Genomic DNA, 25,341 nt, shown 5'->3' with positions numbered 1-25,341 from the left:
GCGCGTTATGCCGCTGGCCACAGCCAGGCGGCACCGCGCACGCCGCTGGAATCACCGTGGGTTGCCTGACGAATCGGCGTGGTGCACTCCTGACCGAAAATCCACGGGGTTATCAGCGCGGGCAGCGTCTGGTAGAAACGCGGGACATTGCTCATCCCGCCGCCCAACACCACCACGTCCGGATCCACTAAATTGATCACGTGTGCGATAGATTTGGCTAGACGTTGCTCATAGCGTTGTAGCGCCTGTTCTGCAGCGCTATCTCCCTGACGCGCCAATGAAACAATGGTTTCCCCGTTGCAGGCATGGCCCGTGACATGACGGTAGTCGGTAGCGAAACCAGTGCCGGAAATAAAGGTTTCAATGCACCCGCGTTGACCACAATAGCAAGGCTCTGCCTGCGCAAACTGGCGCTCTTGCTCATTCTGCCAGGGCAAGGGGTTATGCCCCCATTCGCCAGCGATGCCGTTGCGGCCGGCATGAGCACGTCCGTTGAGCGCAATGCCCGCGCCACAGCCGGTACCGATAATAATGGCAAACACCACATCGAGTCCCGCTCCGGCACCGTCCACCGCCTCAGACACCGCCAGACAATTCGCGTCATTGGCGAGACGCACCGGGCGCTGCAACAGCGCGGAGAGATCGTTATCCAACGGCTGGTCGTTCAACCACACCGAATTGGCGTTTTTGACGTGGTGGGAGAGCGGCGACAAGGTGCCGGGAATCCCCACGCCGACGCTCCCGGTCATGCCGGTTGCCTGTTCGGCTTGATTGACCAGCGTAGCAATGGTGTGCAACGTTCCCTGATAATCATCCCGGGGGGTCGGCAGACGATGGCGGTACAGCGTTTCGCCGCGATCGCTCAGTGCAATGACCTCCGTTTTGGTTCCCCCCAAATCAATTCCAATACGCACACCGCCTCCTAAGAAAACTCCCATAATGCATGAATAAATATCACAGTTTTCACGCACCTGGCACCAAGTCTCTTCATTTTAGTGTATACCGAATTCACCATTACGCGCTGCACTCGCACGCCAAATCCGCTATGATGCGTCCCTCCCCTTTTCATCCGCGTGCCGCGCACGCACCGCCAGGGATAACACCATGTTGTGGTTTAAAAATGTTATTATTTATCGCCTGAACCGCGATATCGCCCTTTCTACTGATGCGTTAGAAAAACAGTTGAGTGAGTTCGCCTTTACCCCCTGCGGGAGCCAGGATCTCTCGCGCACCGGTTGGGTATCCCCGATGGGCGCTCACAGCGATGCACTGACCCACAGCGTTAACGGCCAGTTACTGCTCTGCGCACGCAAAGAAGAAAAGATGCTGCCGTCTCCGGTGATCAAGCAGGCGCTTCAGGCCAAAATCGACAAGCTGGAAGCCGAGCAGCACCGCAAACTGAAAAAAACCGAAAAAGACACCCTGAAAGATGAAGTGCTGCATACGCTGCTGCCGCGCGCCTTCAGCCGTTTCAGTCAGGTGTGGCTATGGATTGATACCGTCAATCAGTTGATCATGGTCGACGCTGCCAGTGCCAAAAAAGCGGAAGATACGCTGGCGCTGTTGCGCAAAACCCTGGGCTCACTGCCGGTCGTGCCCCTAGCGCTGGAAAACCCTATCGAACTCACCCTGACCGAATGGGTGCGCTCTGGCGATGTGCCAGCCGGTTTCACCCTGCAAGACGAAGCCGAATTGAAAGCGATTCTGGAAGACGGTGGTGTTATCCGCTGTAAGAAGCAAGATCTGGTCAGTGATGAAATCGCCGTGCACATCGAAAAAGGTAAAGTGGTGACCAAACTGGCCCTCGACTGGCAGGAGCGCATCCAACTGATATTGGCAGAAGATGGCACGCTGAAACGCCTGAAGTTCGCCGATACGCTGCGTGAGCAGAACGACGATATCGACAGGGACGATGTGGCTCAACGCTTTGATGCCGATTTTATTCTGATGACCAGCGAGCTTTCCGCGCTAACCACCAATCTGGTTGAAGCGTTGGGTGGCGAAGCACAACGCTAAACCAAACGGGGAAGAGTGCGCGTTATGTGACATGAGATTCCAGTGCGCTGTTTTTCTATCGCACTTTATGTCCTGCGCCCGACACAGGATGGCTATCAGGTTCTGCTGCTGCGCCGCAACGGCCATACCCAGCCTGGGCAGTGGTGCCAGATAGCCGGTGGTATTGAAGCCGGGGAGAGCGCCTGGCAAACGGCGCGACGTGAAGCGCAAGAAGAGACGGGATTGCAGTTAACCGATCTCTACTCCGCGGATCGCTGCGAGCAGTTTTACGAAGCAGATAACAATGGCATCACGCTGGTGCCGGTGTTCGTGGCTTATGTCGCTGCCGACGCTGACATTGTGCTTAACGCTGAGCACAGCGAATTCCATTGGGCGACATTTGAGGAAGCGGCTCAGATGTTGCCCTTCCCCGGCCAGCGCGACATCCTGCATCACATTCACCGTTACTTTGCCAAACAGCAGCCACATCACCTGTTACGGATGCCGTTGGAGGCTTAACGCTCGTTTCAGTCAGCAGCAAAGAGCGCCTTACGGCGCTCATGTATTTACATCAAAAGCGGTTACACCTTGAAATGCTCGACCGTGGAGTGCAGCTCTTCCGTTTGCGCCAACAACGCCTCGGTGGCTGCCGTAGATTCCTGCACCAGCGCCGCGTTTTGCTGCACCATAGAGTCCAACTGCGCCATCGCTTTGTTGATCTCCTGAATGCCACGCATCTGCTCATTCGCCGCGTGGGTAATTTCGGACATCACGGTGGTCACGGTAGAAACGCCACCGACAATCTCCTGCATGGTGTTACTGGCCTGACGCACTTGCGTAGAGCCGGAGGTTACACCGACCACAGTCGCCTCAATCAGGGTTTTGATCTCTTTGGCTGCCTGTGCACTGCGCTGTGCCAGCGCGCGCACTTCAGAAGCTACCACGGCAAAACCACGCCCCTGTTCACCCGCTCTTGCCGCTTCCACCGCCGCATTCAGCGCCAGAATATTCGTCTGGAAGGCAATGCCGTCAATCACACCGATAATATCGCCGATCTTGCCGGACGCGGCGACGATATCTTCCATGGTCACAATCACGTCCGACACCACTTTACCGCCAATGCTGGCATCTTCAGACAGGATGCGCGCCTGACTGTTCACATGCTGTGCCGAACTGGCTGACTCGGTGACCGCTGCCGAGATTTGTTCCAGCGAAGCGGCTGTTTGTTGAATACTCGCCGCCGCTGACTCCGTGCGCGCAGAAAGATCGTTGTTGCCTAACGAAATTTCATCCACAGCCACTTTCACCGAGGCGCTGATATCACGAATCTGAATCATTACCATGCTGAGTTTGTCGATAAAGACGTTGAATGAACGGGCAATCTGCGCCACTTCATCATGGCCGTCATCGGGCAAACGCCGACTCAAATCATTATTACCGTTGCTGATGTCATCCATCGCATCACGCACTTGCAACAGGCGTTTAAGGGTTTTGGTGATGATGACGCCAACAATCAGCGAACCAAGCAGTGAAATGATCACCAGCGTTATCACTGATGTAGTCAGCAGTGAACGCATGCCCGCCGTGGCTTCTGCCCGGTCGAGCGCCACCAGAATGTACCAGTCGGTGCCCACAATCGGGGCCGCTCGCACCATACGCGCCGCACCGCCCATTTCCACGGTCATCGGGTGCTGAGCAGTCAGTAATTCGCTGAGCACAATGCCCGGTGCAATATCGGAGATATTTTTCAGCGTCAGGTTTGCATCCGGGTGCGCAATGATCACACCGGTTTTGTCTATCAGTACGCCAAAACTGGCCGGCGTCGGGCTAATGGATCGCACGTTGGCAATCACATTTTCCATTGTCACGTCGCTGCCCAATACGCCTTTAACGCTGGAGCCTGAAACGACCGGAGAAACAAAGGACACCACCAGCTTATTGGTGACCATATCAATATAAGGCGTGGTGGCAACCGGTTTGCCCATCTGCACGGCCTGCTTATACCAAGGGCGCACTGTCGGGTTGTAATCCGCCGGAATACCGCCCGGATCGGCAAATTTTGCCGTGCCATCAGCGTATCCCATATAAACGTTCAGAAATTTCCCCGCCGACACCATCTGTTTGAACAGCGGAATTGGGTCCTCATGGGTCAATACCCAGTCGTTCATGGAGGAGATCATCTGAATTTTTGACGCCACCCAGTCACTGATGGCAAGACTGTGGCTACTGGTCACCGAATCCAGCGTATCTTCGATGGAAGATTCATTCGCATTATTAGCAATGGTGTAATTCAGGTAGGTATTTACGGCGAGGGAAAAAACCACAATAGACGCACACACCGCCAATATGCGCGCTCGCGTTGTTTTCAGCATAAATCACTCTTAGTAGAAGATAGCTATATATTCTATAACGACAGAATAAAATCAAACTTGAGCGCGTATCGTGGCGCTAAAGAAGATGTATAACAGGAAAATAGAACTTAGTATGATATTTTTCACTCATTCAGGCATGCACTTCACGGCGCATTACCCGATTGGCATAAAAAATCAGTTTATTTCATCAAATAAAATGATATCACCGAGATAGTGTGCTTATTAACATATATAAGAAAAAGATATGAATATTAAGCGAGTTATTCGCTATTTACCCAGCCAATGCGGGGCCTGGCGCACAGGATGATAATGTAAATACATCACCACAAGCGTTTCTTCGACGACAAAGGCCAACGAAACGGCGACCGAATAAAAACCTGACTGTGGACTCTTTTTCAAGATAAAGGTGCTTTGGTGTCATTGGCAATGCGAGGTTGCCCCTGCATCCAGGGGCAATAAATCAGAGGTATTTGCACAGATAAGAGGTCGGTTCAGCCACTTGCAGGTAGAACTCACTGTTGCCCGGCACAGAAAATACGGCGCCGGGTCCGAAAACTTGCCATTCATCGCTACCCGGCAGTTTTACCGTCAACGCGCCGCTCACTACGGTCATTTCCTCCGGTTGTCCTGTACCAAAGGTGTACTCTCCCGCTTCCATCACGCCCACGCTGGCACGGCCGATGGAGTCACTGTCAAAACCGATAGATTTCACTTTTCCAGAAAAATACTCATTAACATTCAACATAAGTACAGCACCTGTGATCAGAAACGAGAAGAAAGAAATAACAGACGAAAACCGCTTATGAGGCGGCAGAAACACGTAACATTTGCAGGATATCTGTCACGATCACATCCGGCGTTGCAGAGGCAGCAACCACATGGTGCGCCACATCGCGGTACAACGCCTCGCGCGCAGCCAACACATCGGCCATCTCGTCAGCAATCGGACGTCCTGTCAAGGTGGGGCGTTGGTGTGCTTCAGGACAGGCTTCCAGACGATCGCCCAACAGCGTCGCAGAGGCAAACAGATAGATGACGATGCCCTGTGAGCGCATAAACTGACGGTTTTGCGGTGAAAGCACCATACCGCCGCCAGTGGCAATGACACAGCGCGACTGGGTCACTTGTTGCAGGGCGACGCTTTCTCGCTGGCGAAAACCGTGCCACCCCTCATTGGCAACCACCTCTGCCACACTCATTTTGCTGGTTTGCTGCATAAACAGATCGGTATCGGCAAATTGATAACCTAACGCACGCGCCAGCGCATTGCCAACCGTGGTTTTACCGCACCCTCTGGCCCCAACCATAAAAATGGGCTGTGACATGTAATGACCTACCCTTCTCACTTTCCCGGCAGTTCCCGAGACGCATTAATCGATATCAGTTGGCATCATACCGATAAAGCATGACAACAAGAAAGCCTCTAAAGGTTAATCCGCATATCTATCCTGATTTACCCAGCATCACCGCCACGTTGTGTGTTATTTCGGGGTAAATGCACGATTTAATGAAATAGAGAGCAACGGTAAAAGCAGGAAAGGCTGCCCACCCCAAGGGGGCAGCCCACGGTGCGCCCATCAGGAACGATAGCGCGGTATGTTTTCCACGTGCGACTCAGGCATCAGTAGGAATGGAAATAGTCCTGAATCACATCGGCGTTGTGCGTTTTGCTCAAAGCCAACATCAGCAGAATGCGCGATTTAGCCGGGTTGAGCGAATCGGAAACCAAGCCGGGTTGGCTGGCATCGGGCGGGACAACACCACTGCCGGTACGCGTAGAGCGTACTACCACGATCCCTTGATTGAGCGCTTTACGAATGCCCGCGTCGCTGCGTTTGGAAACGCTGCCTGCGCCCATGCCTGCGTAGACGATACCTTTCACGTCGTGTGCGATGGCGGCATCGTACATATACTCGGGGTCGTCTTGATAGCCATAGATAATATCAACGCGAGGCAGCGTTTTAACGCCTGTGATGTCAAACACAGAGCGCGTTGTATGGATTTTGTCGAGACGGTTGTTGAAGTAGACGCGATCGCCGACGATCGTGCCTAAATACCCCTCTTCGGGTGCCTTGAAGGTATCCAGCGTCGACGCATTAGTCTTACTGATAAAACGCGCAGAGCCGATGCGATCGTTCAACACCACCATCACCCCGCGACCGCGCGCATTTTTATCCGCCGCCACTTTCACGCCACCATACAGGTTCATTGGACCATCTGCACTGATGGCGGTAGCAGGGCGCATCGCTGCCACGAACACCACCGGCTTGTCACTTTTCACCGTCAGTTGCAGAAAATACGGTGATTCATCCAGCGTATCGGTACCGTGCGTGATGACCACACCATCGACATCGTCGCGGGCCAATAACGCATTCACGCGATGGCTCAGCGTCAGCAGCACATCGCTGGTCATGTTCTCGCTGCCGATGTTCGCCACCTGCTCGCCGCTGATGGTTGCCAAGGTTTTTAACTCAGGAACCGCGTTAATCAGGGTATCAATCCCTAATGCACCGGCCTTGTACCCGGTCGTTTGTGTGTTTGCCGCAGCGGAACCGGCAATGGTGCCACCGGTTGCCAGAATTACGATATGGGGTAATTTTTCCGCCGCACCTGCTAACGCGGAAAAACACACCACCATCACTACTAACAGCGATCTCACTATCCTTTTCATCACAGTTATCCACTCTTCAGTGCATGAACAATAAAATGCCACTACTGCCTGCCACAGCAGCATTTCCCTACAAATTAAACGGATTTATCGCGTATAAACGTTTCCTGTTTTGCTATTTACCTCTCAATGATTCCGAAGCAGCTCATCTTGCCCGAGCGTGAGAAGCGGTATCGTTTGCGGGATCGCAAATTGGCAATAACCCAATGAAAAAAATGCAAAAGAAAGTAAATAAACAAGGCGCACGCCAAGGGATGCGCCTGAGGAAAAAAGAGGGGAATCTGCCGTACAACCTCAGCCGATAGCGGAGGGTACGAAATGTGCTACTCTGACATCACCCAGATTTCATGAGCCAGATCAACAATATGGCGAAGTTTGTTCCATTGCTGCTCCTCAGTCAGCCATTCGGCACTCTCGGCTGAAGCAAATCCACACATCGGGCTTAATGCCAATTGGTTTAGCGGTAAGTAGAGTGAAGCGTCATTAATTCGACGCTTGATGCTGCGCGCATCCTCTAGCTCTCCGGTTTCAGACGTGATAACGCCGAGCACCACGGTTTGTGCGCCGATAGCGCGCAACGTTTCCAATCCGCTGAAGTGCGCATCCGCATACTCCAGAAAAAGGCTATTCACGTTCAAGCGGCCCAGCGCTTTGGCAATAACATCGGCAAAAGGATTGCGGTGCAGGATTTTGGTGTCCAGCTCGCCACTGCACACGTGCAGACTGATATACATATCCTTTGGCTTATCCTGCATGATGCGGTTAAGCAAAGAAACGCAGTGCTCAATGAGCTGATAGGGGTCGGTACCATCATCCAGTTCGGCACGGATCGCAGCAACATCGCCAAACAGGCTCCAGAAGGTATCATCCAATTGCAGGTAGCGGCAGCCCTGGGCATAAAAAGCGTGCAACGCCTGAACGTACACCTGTGCCAAATCGTCGCAGTAGGCATCTAACGCCTGATAAACACTATTTCGGCGTAAAGAACGGTACATCAGCATGCAGGGGCTTGGCAGCGTCTGTTTGGCGACAGCCTGAGGATCGTCACCCACCGCCTGATGCAAAAAACGATAATGCGCCAAAAAGGGGTGCTCGGGGTTAAAAGCAACCGGCCCCACAATGTGAAGGTGGCACGCTGCCATCTCTTGCTGCGTCTTACAATAATCCTGCGCCTCCACCGGACCGGCGATACCGTCCAGATGGGCAAAAAAATCGTAATGCCCTCCGGTTCGACGCAGCACGCCATCGGTAATCACATGAATACCACAGGCCTTTTGTTGCTCCACAACGCGTCTGATCTCATCGTCTTCCAGTTGTGTCAGTTGTGAACGCGTCAGTTTGCCCGCCACGAACGCCGAGCGCGCGCGTTTCAGGCAGGCAGGACGAAGCAGGCTCCCGACGTGATCGGCATGAAACGGCGGGTATTTTTGTATTGTACGACGCATGATAACGGATCCTGTTATTCGAATAACGCTTCTTCCAATCGTCTGTTGCGGCAACCTTGACGTACGCAAAGATCGCTGCACACAAACGGCATCATTCCTACCATGCTCCCCCACAGGGCAGCAAATGCAAACTTCACTTTTCATGCAAAAAAAATGCATATTGCATCAAATTCCAGCAACCGGGTGAGGCATATCAGAATCCAAGACGAAGCAAGAAAGCAAATGCAGATAATCACAACGTTAGGCTGCTTTGCCGGAGAAGACAAAATTCAAATAAAAAATTAACAATAAATAAATATTATTGCTCATTACAAACACATTATCGCAACATCAATCAGACAAAGAACAGACATTGTCAAGTAAGAGCTAACAGCATAATTTAACTAAAAAAAACACATAAAAGATAGCAACACACCAACAACACCGCTCAGCGTTATCTTAAGAAATAACTTACATCCTTATGTCGAAACATGTCTAAGTGTGTGGATTTTTACAAAAAGCACTCCTATACCTATTACTCAGAAATAAAAAAACAACAGCAACGCACAACAAAAAACGCTCAAAAAATAAGTGATAAGCACACTTTTTTGCACGTCATCGTCTGCCGCGCGCACGCTGTTGGCGTAATTTTTTTCACCCTCTCTCCACCAGGTAATGCTTAAGCGCTCCCCTTTTCCTGGAGCCCTGCATTGAACGGGCCATATACCCGTTCAGACCTCAGTGACGAGCGAGAAAAAGGTGAATTATGGTAGAGAGCAACGTTGTCCAAGGGTATATCGGTATCACGGATCGCCGCAGCAGTGGAAATGTCGTTCAGCACGTTTCACCCGACGTAACGAATATCGTATTGCAGCGCAGCAGCACAGTTAGAATCCCCGGTTCACCAGACCGCGTTGTTCGCTACGAACGCCAGGGCGACGATCTCATCTTGCACATGCAGGATGGCACTGTTGTGCGCTATCAGCGCTTTTTCTTGATTGATGCCGAAGGCTACCACAGCGAATTGGTGTTTGATGATGGCACGCGCCTGACACATATCCACTTTTCCAGCGTCCCCGGCGATACGGCAGCGCTCAGCGCAGGAGAAACCGTCACCCTTATTCCACAATATGATGTTCTCACCGACATATCCTCATTGTTGTTACACAGCACGAGCACCAGTGGGCTCTCAGCCGGGGCCATCGGTGGCATGCTCGGCGCATTGGCGCTGGGTGGCGGCGTTATTGCCGCCGCTTCCTCCAGCAGCAACGATGACAACAGGCCGTCTACGCCTCCGCCCTCTCTCACCGTTAATCCGCTGAGCGGTGACAACATCCTCAACCGCGAGGAGTTCAGCCAATCGCAGGTGCTGAACGGCAGCACCCGAGATGTTGCCCCTGGATCGGTGGTAACGATTGTTTTTAACGGTCTGACCTATACCACGCTGGTCGCACAGGATGGCACCTGGACAATCACCTTACCCGCCAATGTATTTGCCGGGCTGGAAGATGGCACCTATCCGATTCAGGTCAGCGTAACGGATGCACAGGGCAGCACGCATCAACAAACCGTAGCGCTGGAAATCGATACCTTACCGCCGTTCCTGACGGAAAATATGCTCACAGGAGACAACTACCTGAACGCGGCGGACCAAGCACAAGGCCAAACGCTGAGCGGACGTGGCGAAGCGGGGCTAACGGTTACTGTTACGCTGAACGGCAAAACCTATACCACCACCGTCGATAACGAAGAGAAATGGCAGTTGCCACTTTCCAGCGCGGATTTGCAAGCGCTGAGCGAAGGCGCAAACACAATGACCATCGTGACGGTGGACAAAGCGGGTAACAGCACCAGCATTACCCGCGAACTGATTGTTGATACCACGCCGCCGACCCTCAGGGTACAAAAATTTACCGGCGATGATTTCCTGACCGCCGATGAATTAAAGAGCACGCAAACCCTGTCAGGCATCACCTCGCCCAACGAGGCCGGACAGAGTGTCACCATCACCTTGAATGGCAAAACCTACAGCGGTACCGTCAATAGCGACGGCTCCTGGAGCATTCCGCTGTCCGCCACGGATTTACAAGCGCTCACTGATGGCACCTATCCCCTGGTAGCCTCTATCACTGACAAAGCAGGCAATACCACTACGCTACCCGCTCAGAGCATCACCGTGAACAGAGCCGTGGAAGCCATTAACATTAACACCGTGTCCGGTGACGATCGGTTGAACGCCGTTGAAGCAGCGCAGCCATTGTTACTCTCCGGTACTACGGCGAATGTGGCGGAAGGCCAAACCGTCACCATTACCTTCAATGGGCATGTTTACACCACGCTCACCACCAGCAACGGCAGTTGGAGTTTCAACGTCCCCAGTAGCGATTTGGTGTTTAGCAGCGATAACAGCTATGACGTCAGCGCCAGCGTGGCAGGCCTGAGCGGCAACACGGTTACCACAACCCATCCCATCACCGTGGTGGTCAACACGCTGCCCGTCGCAACGCTGGAACCCCCATTTAACGACGGCGTGCTTAACGGTATAGAAGCCGGTCAAGAGCAAACGCTGAAAGGCAGCACTGGCGTGACCGGGCCGGGCCAGAGCGTTACCGTCAGCATCGGCGGCCAGGTCTATACCGGCACCGTTGATAACAGCGGCAACTGGCAGGTGCAGATCCCCGGCAGCGGCTTGCAAAATTTACCTTCCGGCAGCGACAGCACCGTGACGGTAGAGGTGAGCGACGCCGCAGGCAATAAAAATATTCTGACCAAACCCGTGCCAGTGGACACCACGCCGCCCACGTTGACCCTATCCCCGGTGGGGCAGGATGACATCCTTAACAACAGCGAGTTGAGCGTAAATCAAGTCATCAACGGTACGGCTTCCGTAAGCGAAGCCGGGCTTACCGTCACCGTCACACTGAACGGCAAAAACTACCCTGCCATTGTCGATCCCAGCGGTAACTGGCAAATTACCCTGCCCACCGGTGACTTGATCCTTCTGACCAATGGCACCCACACCCTGACGGCTACCCTGAGCGACGAGGCCGGGAACACCAGTACTCTAACCCATACCTTTACCGTCGATAACGGCGTAGCTTCCCTGCCGACGATAACCATTAATCCCTTCGCCGGTGATGACATTGTCAATGGCGCAGAAAGCAAGGTCAGCCACTCGCTCAGCGGCACCACGACCCACGTTGAAGCGGGCCGCACCGTCACACTGACGTTGCACGGCAAAACCTATTTCGCAGTGGTGGAAAGTGGCGGCACCTGGCACGTGACGGTGCCGAGCGCCGATATGGCGCTATTGCCAAACGGCCCGTTAAACATTACGGCGAACGTCAGCAATCAATCCGGTTACAGCACCAGCGCCAGCAAGGCGATTGAGGTGGATGCGGCGGGTAATGCCATCGCCATTAACATCATTGCCAGCGACGACCTGATCAACAAGGCTGAAGCCACACAGCCACTGGCCATCAACGGCAACACAGCCAACGTGCCAGCCGGGCAAACCGTGACTATCACACTGAACGGCAAGAGCTACACCACGCAGGTCCAGGCCGATGGTGCCTGGACACTTCAGATTCCCAGCGCAGATCTTCAGGCACTCAGTGACGGCAATGCCACGGTAACCGCCACGGTCAGCGATTCTCAGGGCCAAACTGCCAGCGATCAGCACAATGTGGGCGTGCATATTCATGCAGTGCCCGCCCCGACCATCGACACACCGTTTGGCAACGGTTCGCTGAATCTCAACGAAACACACAGCGATCAAACCGTGAGCGGTAAAACCGGTATCAGCGGTAACGGACAAACTGTGGTGGTAACGCTGGGGGGAAAAACCTACAACGCTACGGTAGATACCAACGGCAACTGGCATGCCATGCTTCCCGCCGCCGATCTGCAACAGCTACCGGAAGGCAATACGACCCTTAAGGTCACCGCAACGGACATCGCGGGCAATCACGGAACGGGCAGCGTTAGCAGCCTGGTGGATATCACACCACCGACCCTGACCTTAGGCACCCTTGCCACCGACGACATCATCAATATCCAGGAAGCGCAAAGCACACAAACGCTTAACGGCACCGCTTCCGTCAGCGAAGCAGGAAGAACCGTCACCGTTGCGTTAGGAGGGCAATTCTACACGGGCAAAGTGGGCAACGACGGTAACTGGAGCGTTGACTTGCCTTCTCATGCGCTGGCCTCACTGCCCAACGGAGTTTACTCTCTGGTCGCCAGCCTGAGCGATGCCACCGGTAACGTCACCCAAGTGACAAAAACCATCACGCTTGATGCCAACAGCGCTATGCAACCGACCGTCACCGTGAATGCATTTGTGTCGGAAGACAACACCATCAGCGCGGCAGACACCAAGGTCAGCCAGATTTTGAGCGGCTCCACCACCAACGTGGAAGAGGGGCAAACGGTCACTATCCAGTTACACACCAAGGTCTATTACGCCACCGTCAACGGTGAAGGAAAATGGTGGGTCAGCGTACCCGCAGAGCATATGGCAGACCTGCCGGAAGGGCAGATTGCGATCAGCACGACGGTAAGCGATATGGCAGGCAACGAAGGCTCGGGTTCTTCCTGGAGCGATGTCGACATCAGCAACGACAGCATCTCCATCAGTATTATCGCCATGGATAACCTGCTGAATCGGGTAGAGGCAGCGCAACCGCTCACCGTCAGTGGCACAACTGTGAACGTGACCACTGGTCAAACAGTTACCGTAACGTTGAATGGAAAAACCTACACGACCACCACATCAGCGGATGGCAGTTGGAGCCTTTCTATTCCCAGTGCCGATCTGTTGCAACTTCAGGATGGCACCGCAGTGATCAACGCCAGCGTCGCCAATCCGAATGACGATCCGGTCACGGCTCAGCGTAATCTGGATGTGCACATCAACAACCTGCCCCAGCCTTCTCTGGAAACGCCCTTTGGCGATAACATCCTCAACGCCGCCGAAGCCGCAACCGGCCAGACAGTGATCGGCAAAACCGGCGTGAGCGGTAGCGGGCAGAACGTGGTGATAACCCTGAACGGCAAAACCTATCAGGCAACCGTCGATGCACAAGGTAACTGGCGCGCAGACCTTCCCGCCGCCGACCTTCAAGTGCTCTCTGCCGGGCCACAGCCGCTGCGCGTGACGGCAACCGATGTTGCAGGCAACAGCAGTGAAGTCTCCAGCACCGTTACTGTGGATCGGGTGCCCCCCACCCTGACGCTAAAACCGATCACCCTCGACGGGATCATCAATCATGCCGAAAGCCAGAGCGACCAGGCGATCTCCGGTAACGCCTCATTGACAGAGGCCGGGCGTATCGTACTGGTGACATTCAACGGCAAGCAATATTCTGCTACCGTTCAGGCCGATGGAAGCTGGAATGTGACGGTACAAAGCGCCGATCTGCAAGCGATGGCCGATGGTACCTACACCTACAGCGCCACCGTCTCCGATACGGCGGGCAACAGCACCACCGCCAGCGGACAGGTTACGTTGGACGCTAATATTGCCAACCTGCCCGTGCTTACCGTTAATGCGGTTACCGGAAATAACATCATCGATGGCGCTGAAATCAAGGCAGCGCAAATCCTGAGTGGTTCCAGCCTCAATCTGGAAGCAGGGCAAACGGTCACCGTCATCCTGAATGGCAAAACCTACCTCACTACCGTAGACAACCAGGGGCACTGGCAGGTCAACGTGCCAGCGACAGATCTGGCACAGTTGGCACAAGGGCAGCACGCGCTGGAGGTTAGCGCACAAGACAAGAGCGGCAACCCTGTCGAGGCAACGCACACCTTCGAGGTGAATACCGCGTTGAGCGGCATCGCCATCGATCCGGTTACCGGCGATGACAAGCTCAACCAGAGCGAAGTGGCTCAAAATATCACCGTTACCGGCTCCAGCCAGAATGTGGCCGCAGGTACGACGGTCACCCTCAGCCTGCATGGCAAAACCTACACGGGCACCACTACAGCAGACGGGACATGGAGCGTCCTGCTACCTGCCGCCGACCTGCAACAGTTGGTTGATGGCGCGACCACCATGACCTTCAGCACCGTGGACAGTGCGGGCAATACGCTCAGCGGCAGCCACGCGATTGGCGTGTTTATCCACACGCTGCCTAACGCCACGCTTGCTCCGGTATTTGGTGACAGCGTGCTGAATGCGGCAGAGGCAGGCAGTACGCAAACCCTGAGCGGTAGTACTGGGATCACCACGCCAGGGCAAACGGTGACCGTAACGCTTGGCGGAACAGAACATACCGCAACCGTAACGCCCACGGGAAGCTGGAGCGTAACGCTTCCCCCGTCAGCGTTGCAGGCGCTGCCCGACGGTAGTACCCCCGTATCCATTGTCGTCAAAGATGCTGCAGGCAACCAAAGTACCCTGACGCAGACCGTGACTGTCGATCGCACCCCGCCGACGTTAACGCTGGGTAATCTCGCCACAGATAATATCCTCAACCAAAGCGAGGTACTGACGGCACAAACCCTCACTGGCAGTGCACCCACCGCGGAAGCGGGCCGCACCGTCACCGTGACGTTTAACGGTAAATCCTACAGTGGCACCGTCGGCAGCGACGGCCAATGGTCTATCGCGCTGAGTGCCGCCGATCTGGGCGCATTAAGCGATGGAACCTACACGCTCAGCGCCACGTTGAGCGATGCCGCAGGTAACAGCAGCACCGTAACGCGCGCCATCACCGTGGATGCCAGCGCACAACACGCTCCACGCATCACGCTGGGCAATGTGGCGTTTGATAACATCATTGATGGCGCAGAAATTCAAAGTAGCCAGACAATCAGTGGCACCACGCTCAATGTGGAAGCGGGCCAAACGGTGACGCTGACGTTTAACGGTAAACCCTACAGTGCCATCGTGCAGTCCAACGGCACCTGGAGCACTACGATTCCGTTGCAGGATATGAGCCAGTTGGTTAACGGAACGCAGACCCTGAGCGCCAGCGTTTCCGACACCTCGGACAACACCGCCAGCGCCAGCCAGCCGATTACCATCAACACCAACACCAGCGGGCTTGCCATCGCCGCTATCACCGGGGATAACCGGCTCAATGCGCAGGAAGCCACAGACGGCATTACTATCAGTGGCAGCAGCAGCAATATTGCCGCCGGAGCTAGCATCACCGTGTTGCTCAACGGCAAAGCCTATTCCGCCATTGTGCAGGCAAACGGCAGTTGGCAAACGGCAACGATCCCCGGTAGCGACCTGACCATTCTGGGCGATGGCACGCTTACCGTCAGCGCCATTGCCACCGATCAGGTTGGCAAAACGGTTACCAACAGCCAAACCTTGCAGGTCAGTATCAATCAACTGCCGCAGGCCACTCTGGATGCACCTTTTGGCAACGGCTACCTCAACCAGAACGAAGCACAAGCAGGGCAAACGCTGACGGGCACCACGGGCATCAGCGGTGCTGGCCAGACCGTTAGCGTGACTATCGGAGCCCAAACCTTTACCGGCACAGTGAACAGCAACGGTCATTGGCAATTACCGTTGCCGTCCAACGTTCTGACCCAACTCAGCGACGGCGTAACCGCAATTTCCGTCACTGTCACTGATGCGGCTGGCAATACTTCAACGGCTAACGGCAGCGTCAACATTGATTTGACGCCCCCGGTGCTGACCATCAGCGCAATCAGCGGTGATGACATCATCAACATTGCCGACAGTCTGCAACCGCTGGTGATCAGCGGGACGTCTCCGGTTAATGACAGTGGCCAAACCGTGGTGGTACGTATCACCTTTAACGGACAAATCTATCAGGGCACGGCACTGAGCGACGGTTCCTGGCAAATTACCGTTCCCGCAGGCGATCTGGCAGGCAGTGCCAACGGCCTTACCACTGTCGTCGCGACCCTGGTTGATGCGGCAGGCAATACCGGCAGCGCCACGCGTGATGTCACGCTGGATACCGATTTCACACAAGCGCCTACCGTGACTATCGGTACCTTGTCAGACGATGATTACCTCAATGCTCAAGAAGCCACACAAGCACTGACCTTGAGCGGTACCACTACGCACGTTGAACAAGGCCAAATCGTTACGCTGACGCTGAATGGCAAACCCTACAGCGCCACGGTACAGGCGAACGGCAGTTGGAGCGTTCAAGTCCCCGCGTTGGACGTTAGCGAACTGCCGGATGGCAAGCTCACGGTCAGCGCCAACGTCAGCGACAAGGGCGGTAACCCTGCCACCAATAGCCATACGCTGAATGTGATCGCACAACCGGCGGATCTGCCCACTATCGCTATCTCCACCGTTTCCGGTGACGATGTGGTTAACGCGCAGGATGCTGGCAGTCCAATGACCATCAGCGGATCAACCGCCCATGTCACACCGGGGCGTAGCGTTAGCGTATTGCTAAACGGCAAAACCTATATTGCCACGGTCGGCAGCGACGACACCTGGAGCACTACAGTACCCGCCAACGATGTGCAGGCTCTGCCACAAGGCCAGCAATCCATTACCGCCAACGTGAGTGATATTGCACAAAACCCGGCCAGCACGAGCCACAGCATCACTGTTGACACCACACCACCGCTGCTGGAAATTGATGCGCTGGTTATGCCCGGCGATATTGGTCTGGCAACCGCACTGGCGGGGGTGCCTATCAGCGGTAAAGGGGAAGCGGGGTTGTACGTTACCCTTACCGTGGGCAACAGTGTTTACACCGCCGTTACGAACAGCAACGGGGTGTGGCAGACTACGCTTTCTGCCAGCGATCTGCTGGCGTTGGGGGATGGCACCGCCACGCTGACCGCCAAAACCACCGACAGCGCGGGTAACAGCAGCAGTGATACGCTGGATATTACGTTGAAAACGCAGGCACTGCCCACGCTCACCGTGAACCCTCTGTTTACGGATAACCAGCTCAATCTGGCCGAACTGCAAGCCGGCGGAACCCTCAGCGGCAGCTACACTAATCTGCCTGCGGGCACGCAACTCACCCTCACCATTGGCAGCTACACCACCACCAGCACCACCTTGGCAGGGGGGCTATGGAGCGCCACTATTCCGCCTAATGCCCTGTCTGGGTTAAATGATGGCAACGTACAGGTCAGCATCAGTGCCGCAGACAGCGCCGGAAACCCGGCCAGCGCCAGCGGTACACTGGATATCGTCACGCACACCACGTTCAACGTGACATTGAATACCCCGTTTATTGACGGCAAGCTCAATGCCGCAGAGGCGGGCGTGGATCAGGTGCTGAGCGGCAGCACCGGCGTTAACGGCGTAGGACAACAGGTCACGGTCACTATCGATGGTAAACCTTATGTCGCGACGGTGACGGAGACGGGGTTATGGAGCGTTACGCTGCCTGCCGCCGACCTGCAAGGCCTGAACGATGGCGCTCACACGCTGATCGTCACCGCACAAGACAAAGCCGGTAACCCCAGCACGCCGATCAACGCTGGATTTAACAGTATCGTGGAGGGCGTGCCATCCGCAGGCATTACCGAGCCATTATTCGGTGATGGCTTCCTCAGCGCCAGCGAAGTCCAGAACGGCGTCACCCTCAACGGGCAAACCGGGCTTGCCAGCGACAGTGGACAAACCGTCAGCGTCAGCATTAACGGCACGGTCTATAACGCCACCGTAAATGCCAACGGCAGTTGGACATTGCCGCTCAGCAGCACTGTTCTATCAACATTGTCGGATGGCACGGTTAACGTGATTGTCACGGTAACCGATAGCGTTGGTAACAGCAGCACCGCCACGGGTAGCGCAGAGGCACTCTTCCATACGTTGCCAAGCGTCACGGTAGTGCTGCCTTTCGGCGATGGCTACCTCAATCTGGAGGAGTCAAACAACCCACAAACCCTGAGCGGTAAAACCGGGATCAGCGGCAGCGGACAAACCGTGACGGTGACGCTGGATGCAGGAACCGCAAACCAGCAGGTATTCACTGGCGTACAGGTAGACGGTTTGGGCGGCTGGTCACTGCCGCTGACCGCTACACAACTGGCGGCATTTACCGAAGGTGGGCATACGTTGCTGGTGACCGTCACCGACAAAGCGGGCAACAGCAGCAATGCCAGCACGACGGTCACTGCGTCACTGACCCTGCCCGAACCTAACATCACCGAGCCGCTATTCGGCAGCGATAACATACTCAATATTGCAGAAGCCAAAGACCCGATAACCCTCAGTGGCACCACCAATAGCACCGGCAGTGCGCAAAACATCAGTGTCGAAATTGACCTTAACGGCGTGATTTATCAGACCGTGGTCACGGGCAACACCTGGAGCGTCACCTTGCCAGCCAATGCGTTGAGTTCATTAGCCGAAAGTGATGATCATAAACTAATAGTGACGGCGACCGACGCCGCAGGCAACACCGCCAGCGATACCGTGACCTTTGAAAACGACTTTCATGCACCTGCGGTTACGCTGGACACCCCGTTTGGTGACGGTTACCTGAATGCAACAGAAATTGCGGCACTGAGCGGTAATGCGGGTGATGCCACGATCGTCATGGTTACCATTGGTAGTAATTCACCGATTCAGGCCACGCTCACTAATGGCCAATGGTCGCTTAACGCGGCGCAGTTGAGCGGGTTAAGCGATGGCACGCAAACGCTGACGGTCACCGCAACGGATGCGGCGGGCAACAGCGCCAGCGTGAACAGCCAGGTGAATATCGTTGTCAATACGCGGCCCACTCTCACGGTGAGTTCATTTGTCGGCGCTGATGGCCTGGACTTTGAAGAAAGCCTGACGGCACAAACCCTGAGCGGCACGTCAACCGGGTTGGAAGTCGGGCAAAAAGTGACAGTGACCTTTGGAATAAACCAATATGATGCTTTTGTTGGTGCAGGCGGCGTCTGGTCTGTGTCAATTCCGTCGTCGGTGTTGCAACAGTTTACTGCTCCGCTAACGACTCTCGCGATTACGGCGCAAGATAAAGCGGGCAATGTGGCTAACACCTCGCTGGACGTTAACGTTGATCTCACCCCGCCGCCCGATCCAAGGCTGGTGATTAATACCATTGCTGATGACAACATTATCAATGCGACTGAATCACAAGCGCCCATCACCGTTTCCGGTGTCGTGCATCACGGCGTCAATCCGCAGACCATCCTATTAGACATTAATAGCATTCAACCCGCTGGCGCTATCACCACAAACGGTGACGGTGAATGGAGTATTACGATTCCCGTCAATGATCCCGCCTACGGCGCGTTTACGTCGAATGGTACAGTGAACATCACGGCCTCAACCCAGGTAAACAGTGACACGATTGACACCAGCACCACGGTTCTGGTCGACATCACCCCTCCCTCTGTCGCTGTCCTCACCTTCGCGGGTGATAACAAGCTGGATAACAGTGAATTGGCAACCGCACAAACTATCACTGGTACAGCATCTGTTGCAGAGGCAGGGCGTTTTGTCACCGTCACACTCGAGACGAAAACCTATCAGGCACAGGTACAAAGTGATGGCACCTGGAGCGTTAGCGTCCCTACAGCCGACCTTAACCTACTCAGTCAGGGGCAACATTTCATTACTGCTACCCTGAAAGACGCAGCAGGCAATACCGGCACAGCCACCCCGCTGACAATCGTTGTCGATACGGAAATTCCGCTGCTGACTATTGATGCCTTTGCGGGTAACAATATCCTCACGATGTCTGAAGCACTGCTGGGACAAGTGCTGAGTGGCAAAGGCGAAATAGGGGCCACGGTAACGCTGACGGCGGGCCCGCTAACGGGCAGCGTCGTGGTTGATGGCAATGGCAACTGGCAAATCCCTTTCAACGAGATAGATCTCACCAGCCTGACCGACGGCCCACAGGTGATTGGCCTGACGATTACTGACGCCGTCGGTAACAGCAGCAGCACCAGCGTGACGTTAAACGTGGCGCTCAATCAGTCGCTGGGCGCAGGCGTTGATGATATTTTCGGCGGCAACGGCATCCTCAACTATGCCGAATCGCTGATAACCCAGGTCATCAGCGGCCACGCTACCGGCAGTTCTCTCGGCGCCAAAGTGAGTGTCACCCTCGCAGGTACCACGCTGGAAGCTACCGTCGGTGCGGGCGGAGCCTGGAGCGTGTCATTCCCTCCGTCTCTGCTCTCCGGCCTCTCTGACGGGTTGTTGCAGGTGAGCGTTGACATTGTGGACATCAATGGCAACAGCAAAAATCAACTGATCGACATCGATGTATTACGCTCTGTGCCAATCATCGATTCCGTTCTTGCCTTTGGTAATAATGGCCTGAACGCGCTTGAAGCTGCCGCCGACCAGATCATCAGCGGCGTGGTAGGCAATATCGATCTCACCAAAGGTGCCTTTAATATCGAGGTCACACTGGGCACCAAAACCTATACCACTACCGTGGGTGCTGGCGGCGCATGGAGCCTCTCTATCCCCACGCTGGATTTAAAAGCCCTGCAGGACGGTACGCTGGCGCTCGGCGTCAGCGTTACCGATTACGGCGGCAACGTGGTCAGCAAAACCGTCAACGTACCGGCCATCATCAATAACCTGCCCAGCCTGACGCTCGATCCGATATTCGGTGACGGGCTGCTCAATCTCGGCGATCTGCTCAACAACCAGACGATCAGCGGCACCGCGCTGAATCTGGTGTCCGGTACACAACTGACGATTGATTTGGCCGGCGTAAGAACGTTGACCGCAACGGTCGGGGCCGACGGTAAGTGGAGTGCCAGCGTCGGCACCGATGCATTAGCACTGCTACAAAATCTGGGCAACGGCAATGTGACTGTCACCGTCAGCGCCAGCGACAGCGTTGGCAACAGCGTTTCACTCGGCGGCGGATTAACGCTGGGCTTCTCGCTGCCCGTGGTGACGCTTAACCCCCTTTTTGGTGGCGATGGCTTCCTCAATGCGGCAGAAGCGTTGGTCGCTCAAACATTGAGTGGGGTGGTCACCAACGCCGCTGTCGGATCGCAGGTTTCCGTGACGCTGGGCGGTAAAACCTTCCAAACCACAGTCGGTGCCGCCGGTGCCTTCAGTGTGATCTTGCAACCGTCCGATCTCGCGGCACTGGTCGATGGCAGCGTCTCAGTGAAAGTGGAGGTGACCAACGCCAGCGGTAATACCGGTTCAATCAGCCAAACCATTACGTCCATCACCAAAAACTTACCGACCATCAGCCTTAACTCTCTGTTTGGCGGAGATGGCTATCTCAACGTGGCGGAAGCGGCGCTGGGCCAAACGCTGAGCGGTACCACAACCAATGCGGCGGTGGGATCAAAGATAACGGTCACCCTTGGTGGACTCACGCTGGACACCACCGTGGGTGCCGGGGGCGTGTGGAGTATCCCGGTGTCATCAACGCAGTTGCAATCCTTGGTGAACGGCAACCTGACCATCGGCGCGACGGTGACCGATAGCGCAGGCAATAGCAACAGCGCCAGCGCGGGCCTGACGGTGGCACTCACCCCGCCAACCATTACCTTCAACCCGCTGTTCGGTAATGGCATTTTGGATCTGAACGACCTGCTCAGCACACAAGTCTTAAGCGGCTCCTCGACACAAGCGGCAGCGGGTACCCCCCTGACGTTAACCCTAGGAGGAAAAACCTACACCACCACTATCAATGTGGGGGGCGGTTGGTCATTGAACCTGCCCACTGCGGATCTGCAAGCCTTGGCAGACGGCGCTCTGACAGTCAATGCCCAACTGACCAACGCCGCAGGTAACGGCGTCAGCCAAAACAATCTGGTGACGGTTGCCATCAATGCCGCGCCGACCATCACGCTCAATCCGCTGTTTGGTGGCGATGGCCTATTGAACGCTGTGGAAGCAGCAACCAACCCTATCATCAGCGGCACCACCACCAATGCGGTGGGTTCAACGCTGCGCGTCATGCTGGGAAGCCGAACCCTGACAACCGTGGTACAAAGCGATGGCACTTGGTCGGTGGGGTTGTCCACCACCGATCTCACAGCGCTTACCGACGGCACTCTGGCGCTAGGCGTCGCGCTTACCAACCCGGCAGGCAAAAATGTCAGCGTCAGTACCAATGTAGGCATCGGTATCCATAACCTGCCAACGCTGTCGCTGGGTTCCCTGTTCGGTGATGGTTATCTCAACCTGACGGAAGCGCAAGCCAACCAAACCATCAGTGGCACAGTCAGTAACGCCGTGGGCGGCAGCATAAGCGTCAACGTCGGCGGACTGGTGCTGACCACCCCGGTTACCGCCAATGGCAGTTGGAGTGTTACGGTGCCGACCGCCAACCTGATCAACATCGTTGACGGCAACCTGAACGTGGGCGTCACCGTGACCGATCGCTATGGCAACAGCACAAGTGCCAGCGGCGCGGCGATTGTCAAAACCCATGCGCTGCCGCAATTGGGGATCGATCCGACCACGCTGTTGAGTGCGCTGAGTATTCTCACCAACGGCCTGACAATCCACGGTGAAAGTCGCAATGTGCAGACGGGTGCACAGGTCTCCGTGTCACTGTTCAAAGCCAACTCCGTGCTTAACGGTATTAACCTGACCGGCACGGTACAGGCCGATGGCAGTTGGACCGCCAAGTTGGAAAGCTCACTGCTCACATCACTGGGGTTGACCGTGCTCAACATCCTCACGGTGTTAACCGGCACGCTGGTGTCCGCGAGTGTCACCGATGTGGCGGGCAATAGCGTCGGCGTTTCCGCCGGGCTGACCACCGGCATTTTACTGCCCCTGACGTTAGCAAGCCTTGAGAGCCAAAGCCTGGCCCTTGAGGAGAGTGGCGTCTCGCTGGAAACCAGCCACACCGCTGCGGCCCTTCACGACACCAGCACGACGCATGACGACAGTACCTTGACGCTTGCCAGTCTGAACGAGGTGCAAAGTACCGGAGCCAGCGCCACGCTGACCACGCCGAGCGAGATCAGCTACAGCATCGGCGGCGTGGCTATCACGCCCACTGACAGCAATACGCTGACGGGCAGCGACGGCGATGATTTGCTTCAGGTTTCTGTCCTTGACGCACTTCATATCGACGGCGGCGCAGGTACCGATACGCTGGCGCTGAATGGTGAACATTTGGCGCTGGATCTCACCGCACTTGGGCTGAGCATCGACAACATCGAAATCTTCGATCTTGGCGCTTCCGGCACCAACAGCATCACGCTCGATTTGGCGCGTGCGCTGTCTGTCACCGATAAACCCGAAGACGATTTGCTCATCCTTGGCGCGACGGGCAACGAGGTCAATTTGATCCCCGATCCCAGCGGCACCTGGGCCTTGACCGGGCAACGGGCGCTGGATGGCACGATGTTCGATGTGTATCACAATTCAGCGTTAGAAAGTAGCAACACACTGGGAGATGTGCTGGTGCAGCATGGGCTGCACGTCAACATCGTCTAATAATAAAACGGAAGCAGCCACCACAGGCACTCCGGTGCCTGTGGTGCACACGACGGTCAGGGTGTTGATAATGTTGAAAGTTAAGCGCGCTTTTTTTGCCAGGAATGACGTTTGCCAACCATACTCAGGAGCAGCTTTACGCTGTTTAAGCCTGTTTTTTCTTTTCAGCACCACGCTAGCGGCCCCGCCAGTATTGGCACAACAACGGGGTGTAACCTGGCAGACCGCGCCCAGCGAACAGCAGATCGACAGTCTGAGTCTGGAGCAGGCCATTCTGCGTGCCTTTGCCCGAAACCCACAAATCGCCCAAGCGGCAGCGCAAATCCGTATCGGTGCCAGCGAATTGAAACTGGCCGAAAGCGCTTGGATGCCGCAGATTGCGCTGAACGGCGGCGTGGGTCGACAAAATCAAAGTGACACCTCCAGCACGCGCGGTCGCACCACTTCAGCGGGCGTCTCGTTAACCCAGCTTATCTACGATTTTGGTAAAACCAGCGGCAGCATCGACGAACAGCATCACCTCTCGGAGGCATACCGCTACCAGCTCTACAGCATCATGACCGGTGTCGGTCAACAAACGCTGCTCGCTTATTTACAGGTCAAGCGCTATCAAACACTGTCGGCCTCCGCAGAGCGGCATATCACATCGCTTGAAGCCGTGAAAGCCATCGCGCAAATGCGTGCAGAAGCTGGGCTGAACTCTCAATCGGATGTGTTGCAGGCCGAAACGCGTATCGCAGGCACCGTCGCGACACTGGAGCAATATCGCGCACAGCAGCGCTCCGCGCTGGCGCAATTGACCGTGTTAACCGGCGTGGTGCCAGCGCGCCTGCCTGATTTACCGCAAACGCTGCTACAGCAAGACGTCACCTTGCAGGCGTTGCCTTATGAGCAAAACGCGCAGGTGCGCAGCGCACAGTCGCGTCAGGAAGCGGCCCGACAGCGTATCAGGCAGGCGGAAGCCAAACATTGGCCCAGTTTCTCGGTGCAGGCGGCGCGCGCGCGCAACGACACCCGCAATCGCGCCTACTGGGACGATCAGGTGCGGCTGCTGGTGGAAGCGCCTATCTATCAGGGCGGTGCCGTCAGCGCACAGATTGATGCTGCCCAGAGTGCGCGCGAAGCCGCACAGGCTGAGGTGGAAGCGGCTAAGTTGGATATCAACCAGCGCGCAGCCACGTCCTATGCCGACATGATTGGCGCACAACAGCGTCAGGCCGCCAGCGAACGCCAACTTACCAGCGCCAACTATACCCGCGATGTCTATCGCGACGAATATCGCCTGAGCAAACGCAGTCTTAACGATCTGCTCAGCGTGGAGCAGGACGTGCTTCAGGCTGAAAACGCCCGTGCAATGGCGCAGTTTGACGGCTGGGATGCAACGGTCAACTACGCAGCCGCCGTGGATAATCTGCTGGATATGCTCGGCATCGAACGCGACAAAGCCAATGGCGATCGGCTGCCATCGCTGTAACAGCATCGAAGGTAATAGCGTGAAACGTCGCTGTTAAC

At 55.5% G+C, this 25,341-nt stretch carries 11 protein-coding genes; 5 read left to right on the top strand and 6 right to left on the bottom strand.

Annotated elements, in window-relative coordinates; all coding sequences use genetic code 11:
* Positions 1–5 precede the first annotated feature (5 nt).
* Positions 6–914, bottom strand: coding sequence for a fructokinase (gene mak, locus J5224_RS04865; protein WP_264624281.1), 909 nt, complete (start codon positions 912–914; stop codon positions 6–8).
* A gap of 190 nt (positions 915–1,104) precedes the next feature.
* Between mak and rdgC the strand changes: the two genes are divergently transcribed.
* Together rdgC and J5224_RS04855 are read left to right on the top strand one after the other, a co-directional pair.
* Entirely contained in the window at positions 1,105–2,016 is a 912-nt protein-coding gene (rdgC, locus tag J5224_RS04860; protein WP_264624280.1) for a recombination-associated protein RdgC, read from the top strand.
* Between the two features lie 42 nt (positions 2,017–2,058).
* Positions 2,059–2,514, top strand: a complete 456-nt coding sequence (locus tag J5224_RS04855) for an NUDIX hydrolase (RefSeq protein WP_264624279.1) — start codon at positions 2,059–2,061, stop codon at positions 2,512–2,514.
* 62 nt (positions 2,515–2,576) lie between these two features.
* On the opposite strand, the gene J5224_RS04850 is transcribed toward J5224_RS04855, so the two are convergent.
* The 5 genes from J5224_RS04850 to J5224_RS04830 form a co-directional block, all read right to left on the bottom strand.
* Positions 2,577–4,367, bottom strand: coding sequence for a methyl-accepting chemotaxis protein (locus J5224_RS04850; protein ID WP_264624278.1), 1,791 nt, complete (start codon positions 4,365–4,367; stop codon positions 2,577–2,579).
* Between the two features lie 460 nt (positions 4,368–4,827).
* Complete coding sequence (gene ppnP, locus J5224_RS04845; protein ID WP_222158316.1) at positions 4,828–5,112, bottom strand: pyrimidine/purine nucleoside phosphorylase; 285 nt, start codon at positions 5,110–5,112, stop codon at positions 4,828–4,830.
* 55 nt (positions 5,113–5,167) lie between these two features.
* On the bottom strand, positions 5,168–5,692 hold the full coding sequence (gene aroL, locus J5224_RS04840; RefSeq protein WP_264624277.1) for a shikimate kinase AroL: 525 nt from the start codon (positions 5,690–5,692) through the stop codon (positions 5,168–5,170).
* Between the two features lie 296 nt (positions 5,693–5,988).
* Positions 5,989–7,005, bottom strand: coding sequence for a type II asparaginase (locus J5224_RS04835; protein WP_264624358.1), 1,017 nt, complete (start codon positions 7,003–7,005; stop codon positions 5,989–5,991).
* A gap of 353 nt (positions 7,006–7,358) precedes the next feature.
* Positions 7,359–8,480, bottom strand: coding sequence for a 5-methyltetrahydropteroyltriglutamate--homocysteine S-methyltransferase (locus tag J5224_RS04830; RefSeq protein WP_264624276.1), 1,122 nt, complete (start codon positions 8,478–8,480; stop codon positions 7,359–7,361).
* Between the two features lie 56 nt (positions 8,481–8,536).
* Here J5224_RS04830 and J5224_RS35765 point away from each other — a divergent pair, with 56 nt between their 5' ends.
* The 3 genes from J5224_RS35765 (at position 8,537) to J5224_RS04820 (ending at position 25,303) form a co-directional block, all read left to right on the top strand.
* Positions 8,537–8,863, top strand: a complete 327-nt coding sequence (locus J5224_RS35765; protein ID WP_413544644.1) for a hypothetical protein — start codon at positions 8,537–8,539, stop codon at positions 8,861–8,863.
* Positions 8,864–9,225: 362 nt separating this feature from the next.
* On the top strand, positions 9,226–23,829 hold the full coding sequence (locus J5224_RS04825) for an Ig-like domain-containing protein (protein WP_264624275.1): 14,604 nt from the start codon (positions 9,226–9,228) through the stop codon (positions 23,827–23,829).
* Positions 23,830–23,899: 70 nt separating this feature from the next.
* The gene (locus J5224_RS04820) at positions 23,900–25,303 is read left to right on the top strand and encodes a TolC family outer membrane protein (RefSeq protein ID WP_264624274.1); all 1,404 of its coding nucleotides are present in this window, start codon (positions 23,900–23,902) and stop codon (positions 25,301–25,303) included.
* Positions 25,304–25,341: the final 38 nt, after the last annotated feature.

This window comes from Candidatus Symbiopectobacterium sp. NZEC135 (genome assembly GCF_025962695.1).
This window is presented reverse-complemented; position numbering and strand designations above follow the sequence as displayed.

Bases quoted from the DNA above. Each gene is read 5' to 3' on its own strand.
- J5224_RS04835 (WP_264624358.1), bottom strand. From the start codon at position 7,005: ATGGTGGTGTGTTTTTCCGCGTTAGCAGGTGCGGCGGAAAAATTACCC.
- ppnP (WP_222158316.1), bottom strand. From the start codon at position 5,112: ATGTTGAATGTTAATGAGTATTTTTCTGGAAAAGTGAAATCTATCGGT.
- J5224_RS04830 (WP_264624276.1), bottom strand. From the start codon at position 8,480: ATGCGTCGTACAATACAAAAATACCCGCCGTTTCATGCCGATCACGTC.
- aroL (WP_264624277.1), bottom strand. From the start codon at position 5,692: ATGTCACAGCCCATTTTTATGGTTGGGGCCAGAGGGTGCGGTAAAACC.
- J5224_RS04825 (WP_264624275.1), top strand. From the start codon at position 9,226: ATGGTAGAGAGCAACGTTGTCCAAGGGTATATCGGTATCACGGATCGC.
- J5224_RS04850 (WP_264624278.1), bottom strand. From the start codon at position 4,367: ATGCTGAAAACAACGCGAGCGCGCATATTGGCGGTGTGTGCGTCTATT.
- J5224_RS04820 (WP_264624274.1), top strand. From the start codon at position 23,900: ATGTTGAAAGTTAAGCGCGCTTTTTTTGCCAGGAATGACGTTTGCCAA.
- rdgC (WP_264624280.1), top strand. From the start codon at position 1,105: ATGTTGTGGTTTAAAAATGTTATTATTTATCGCCTGAACCGCGATATC.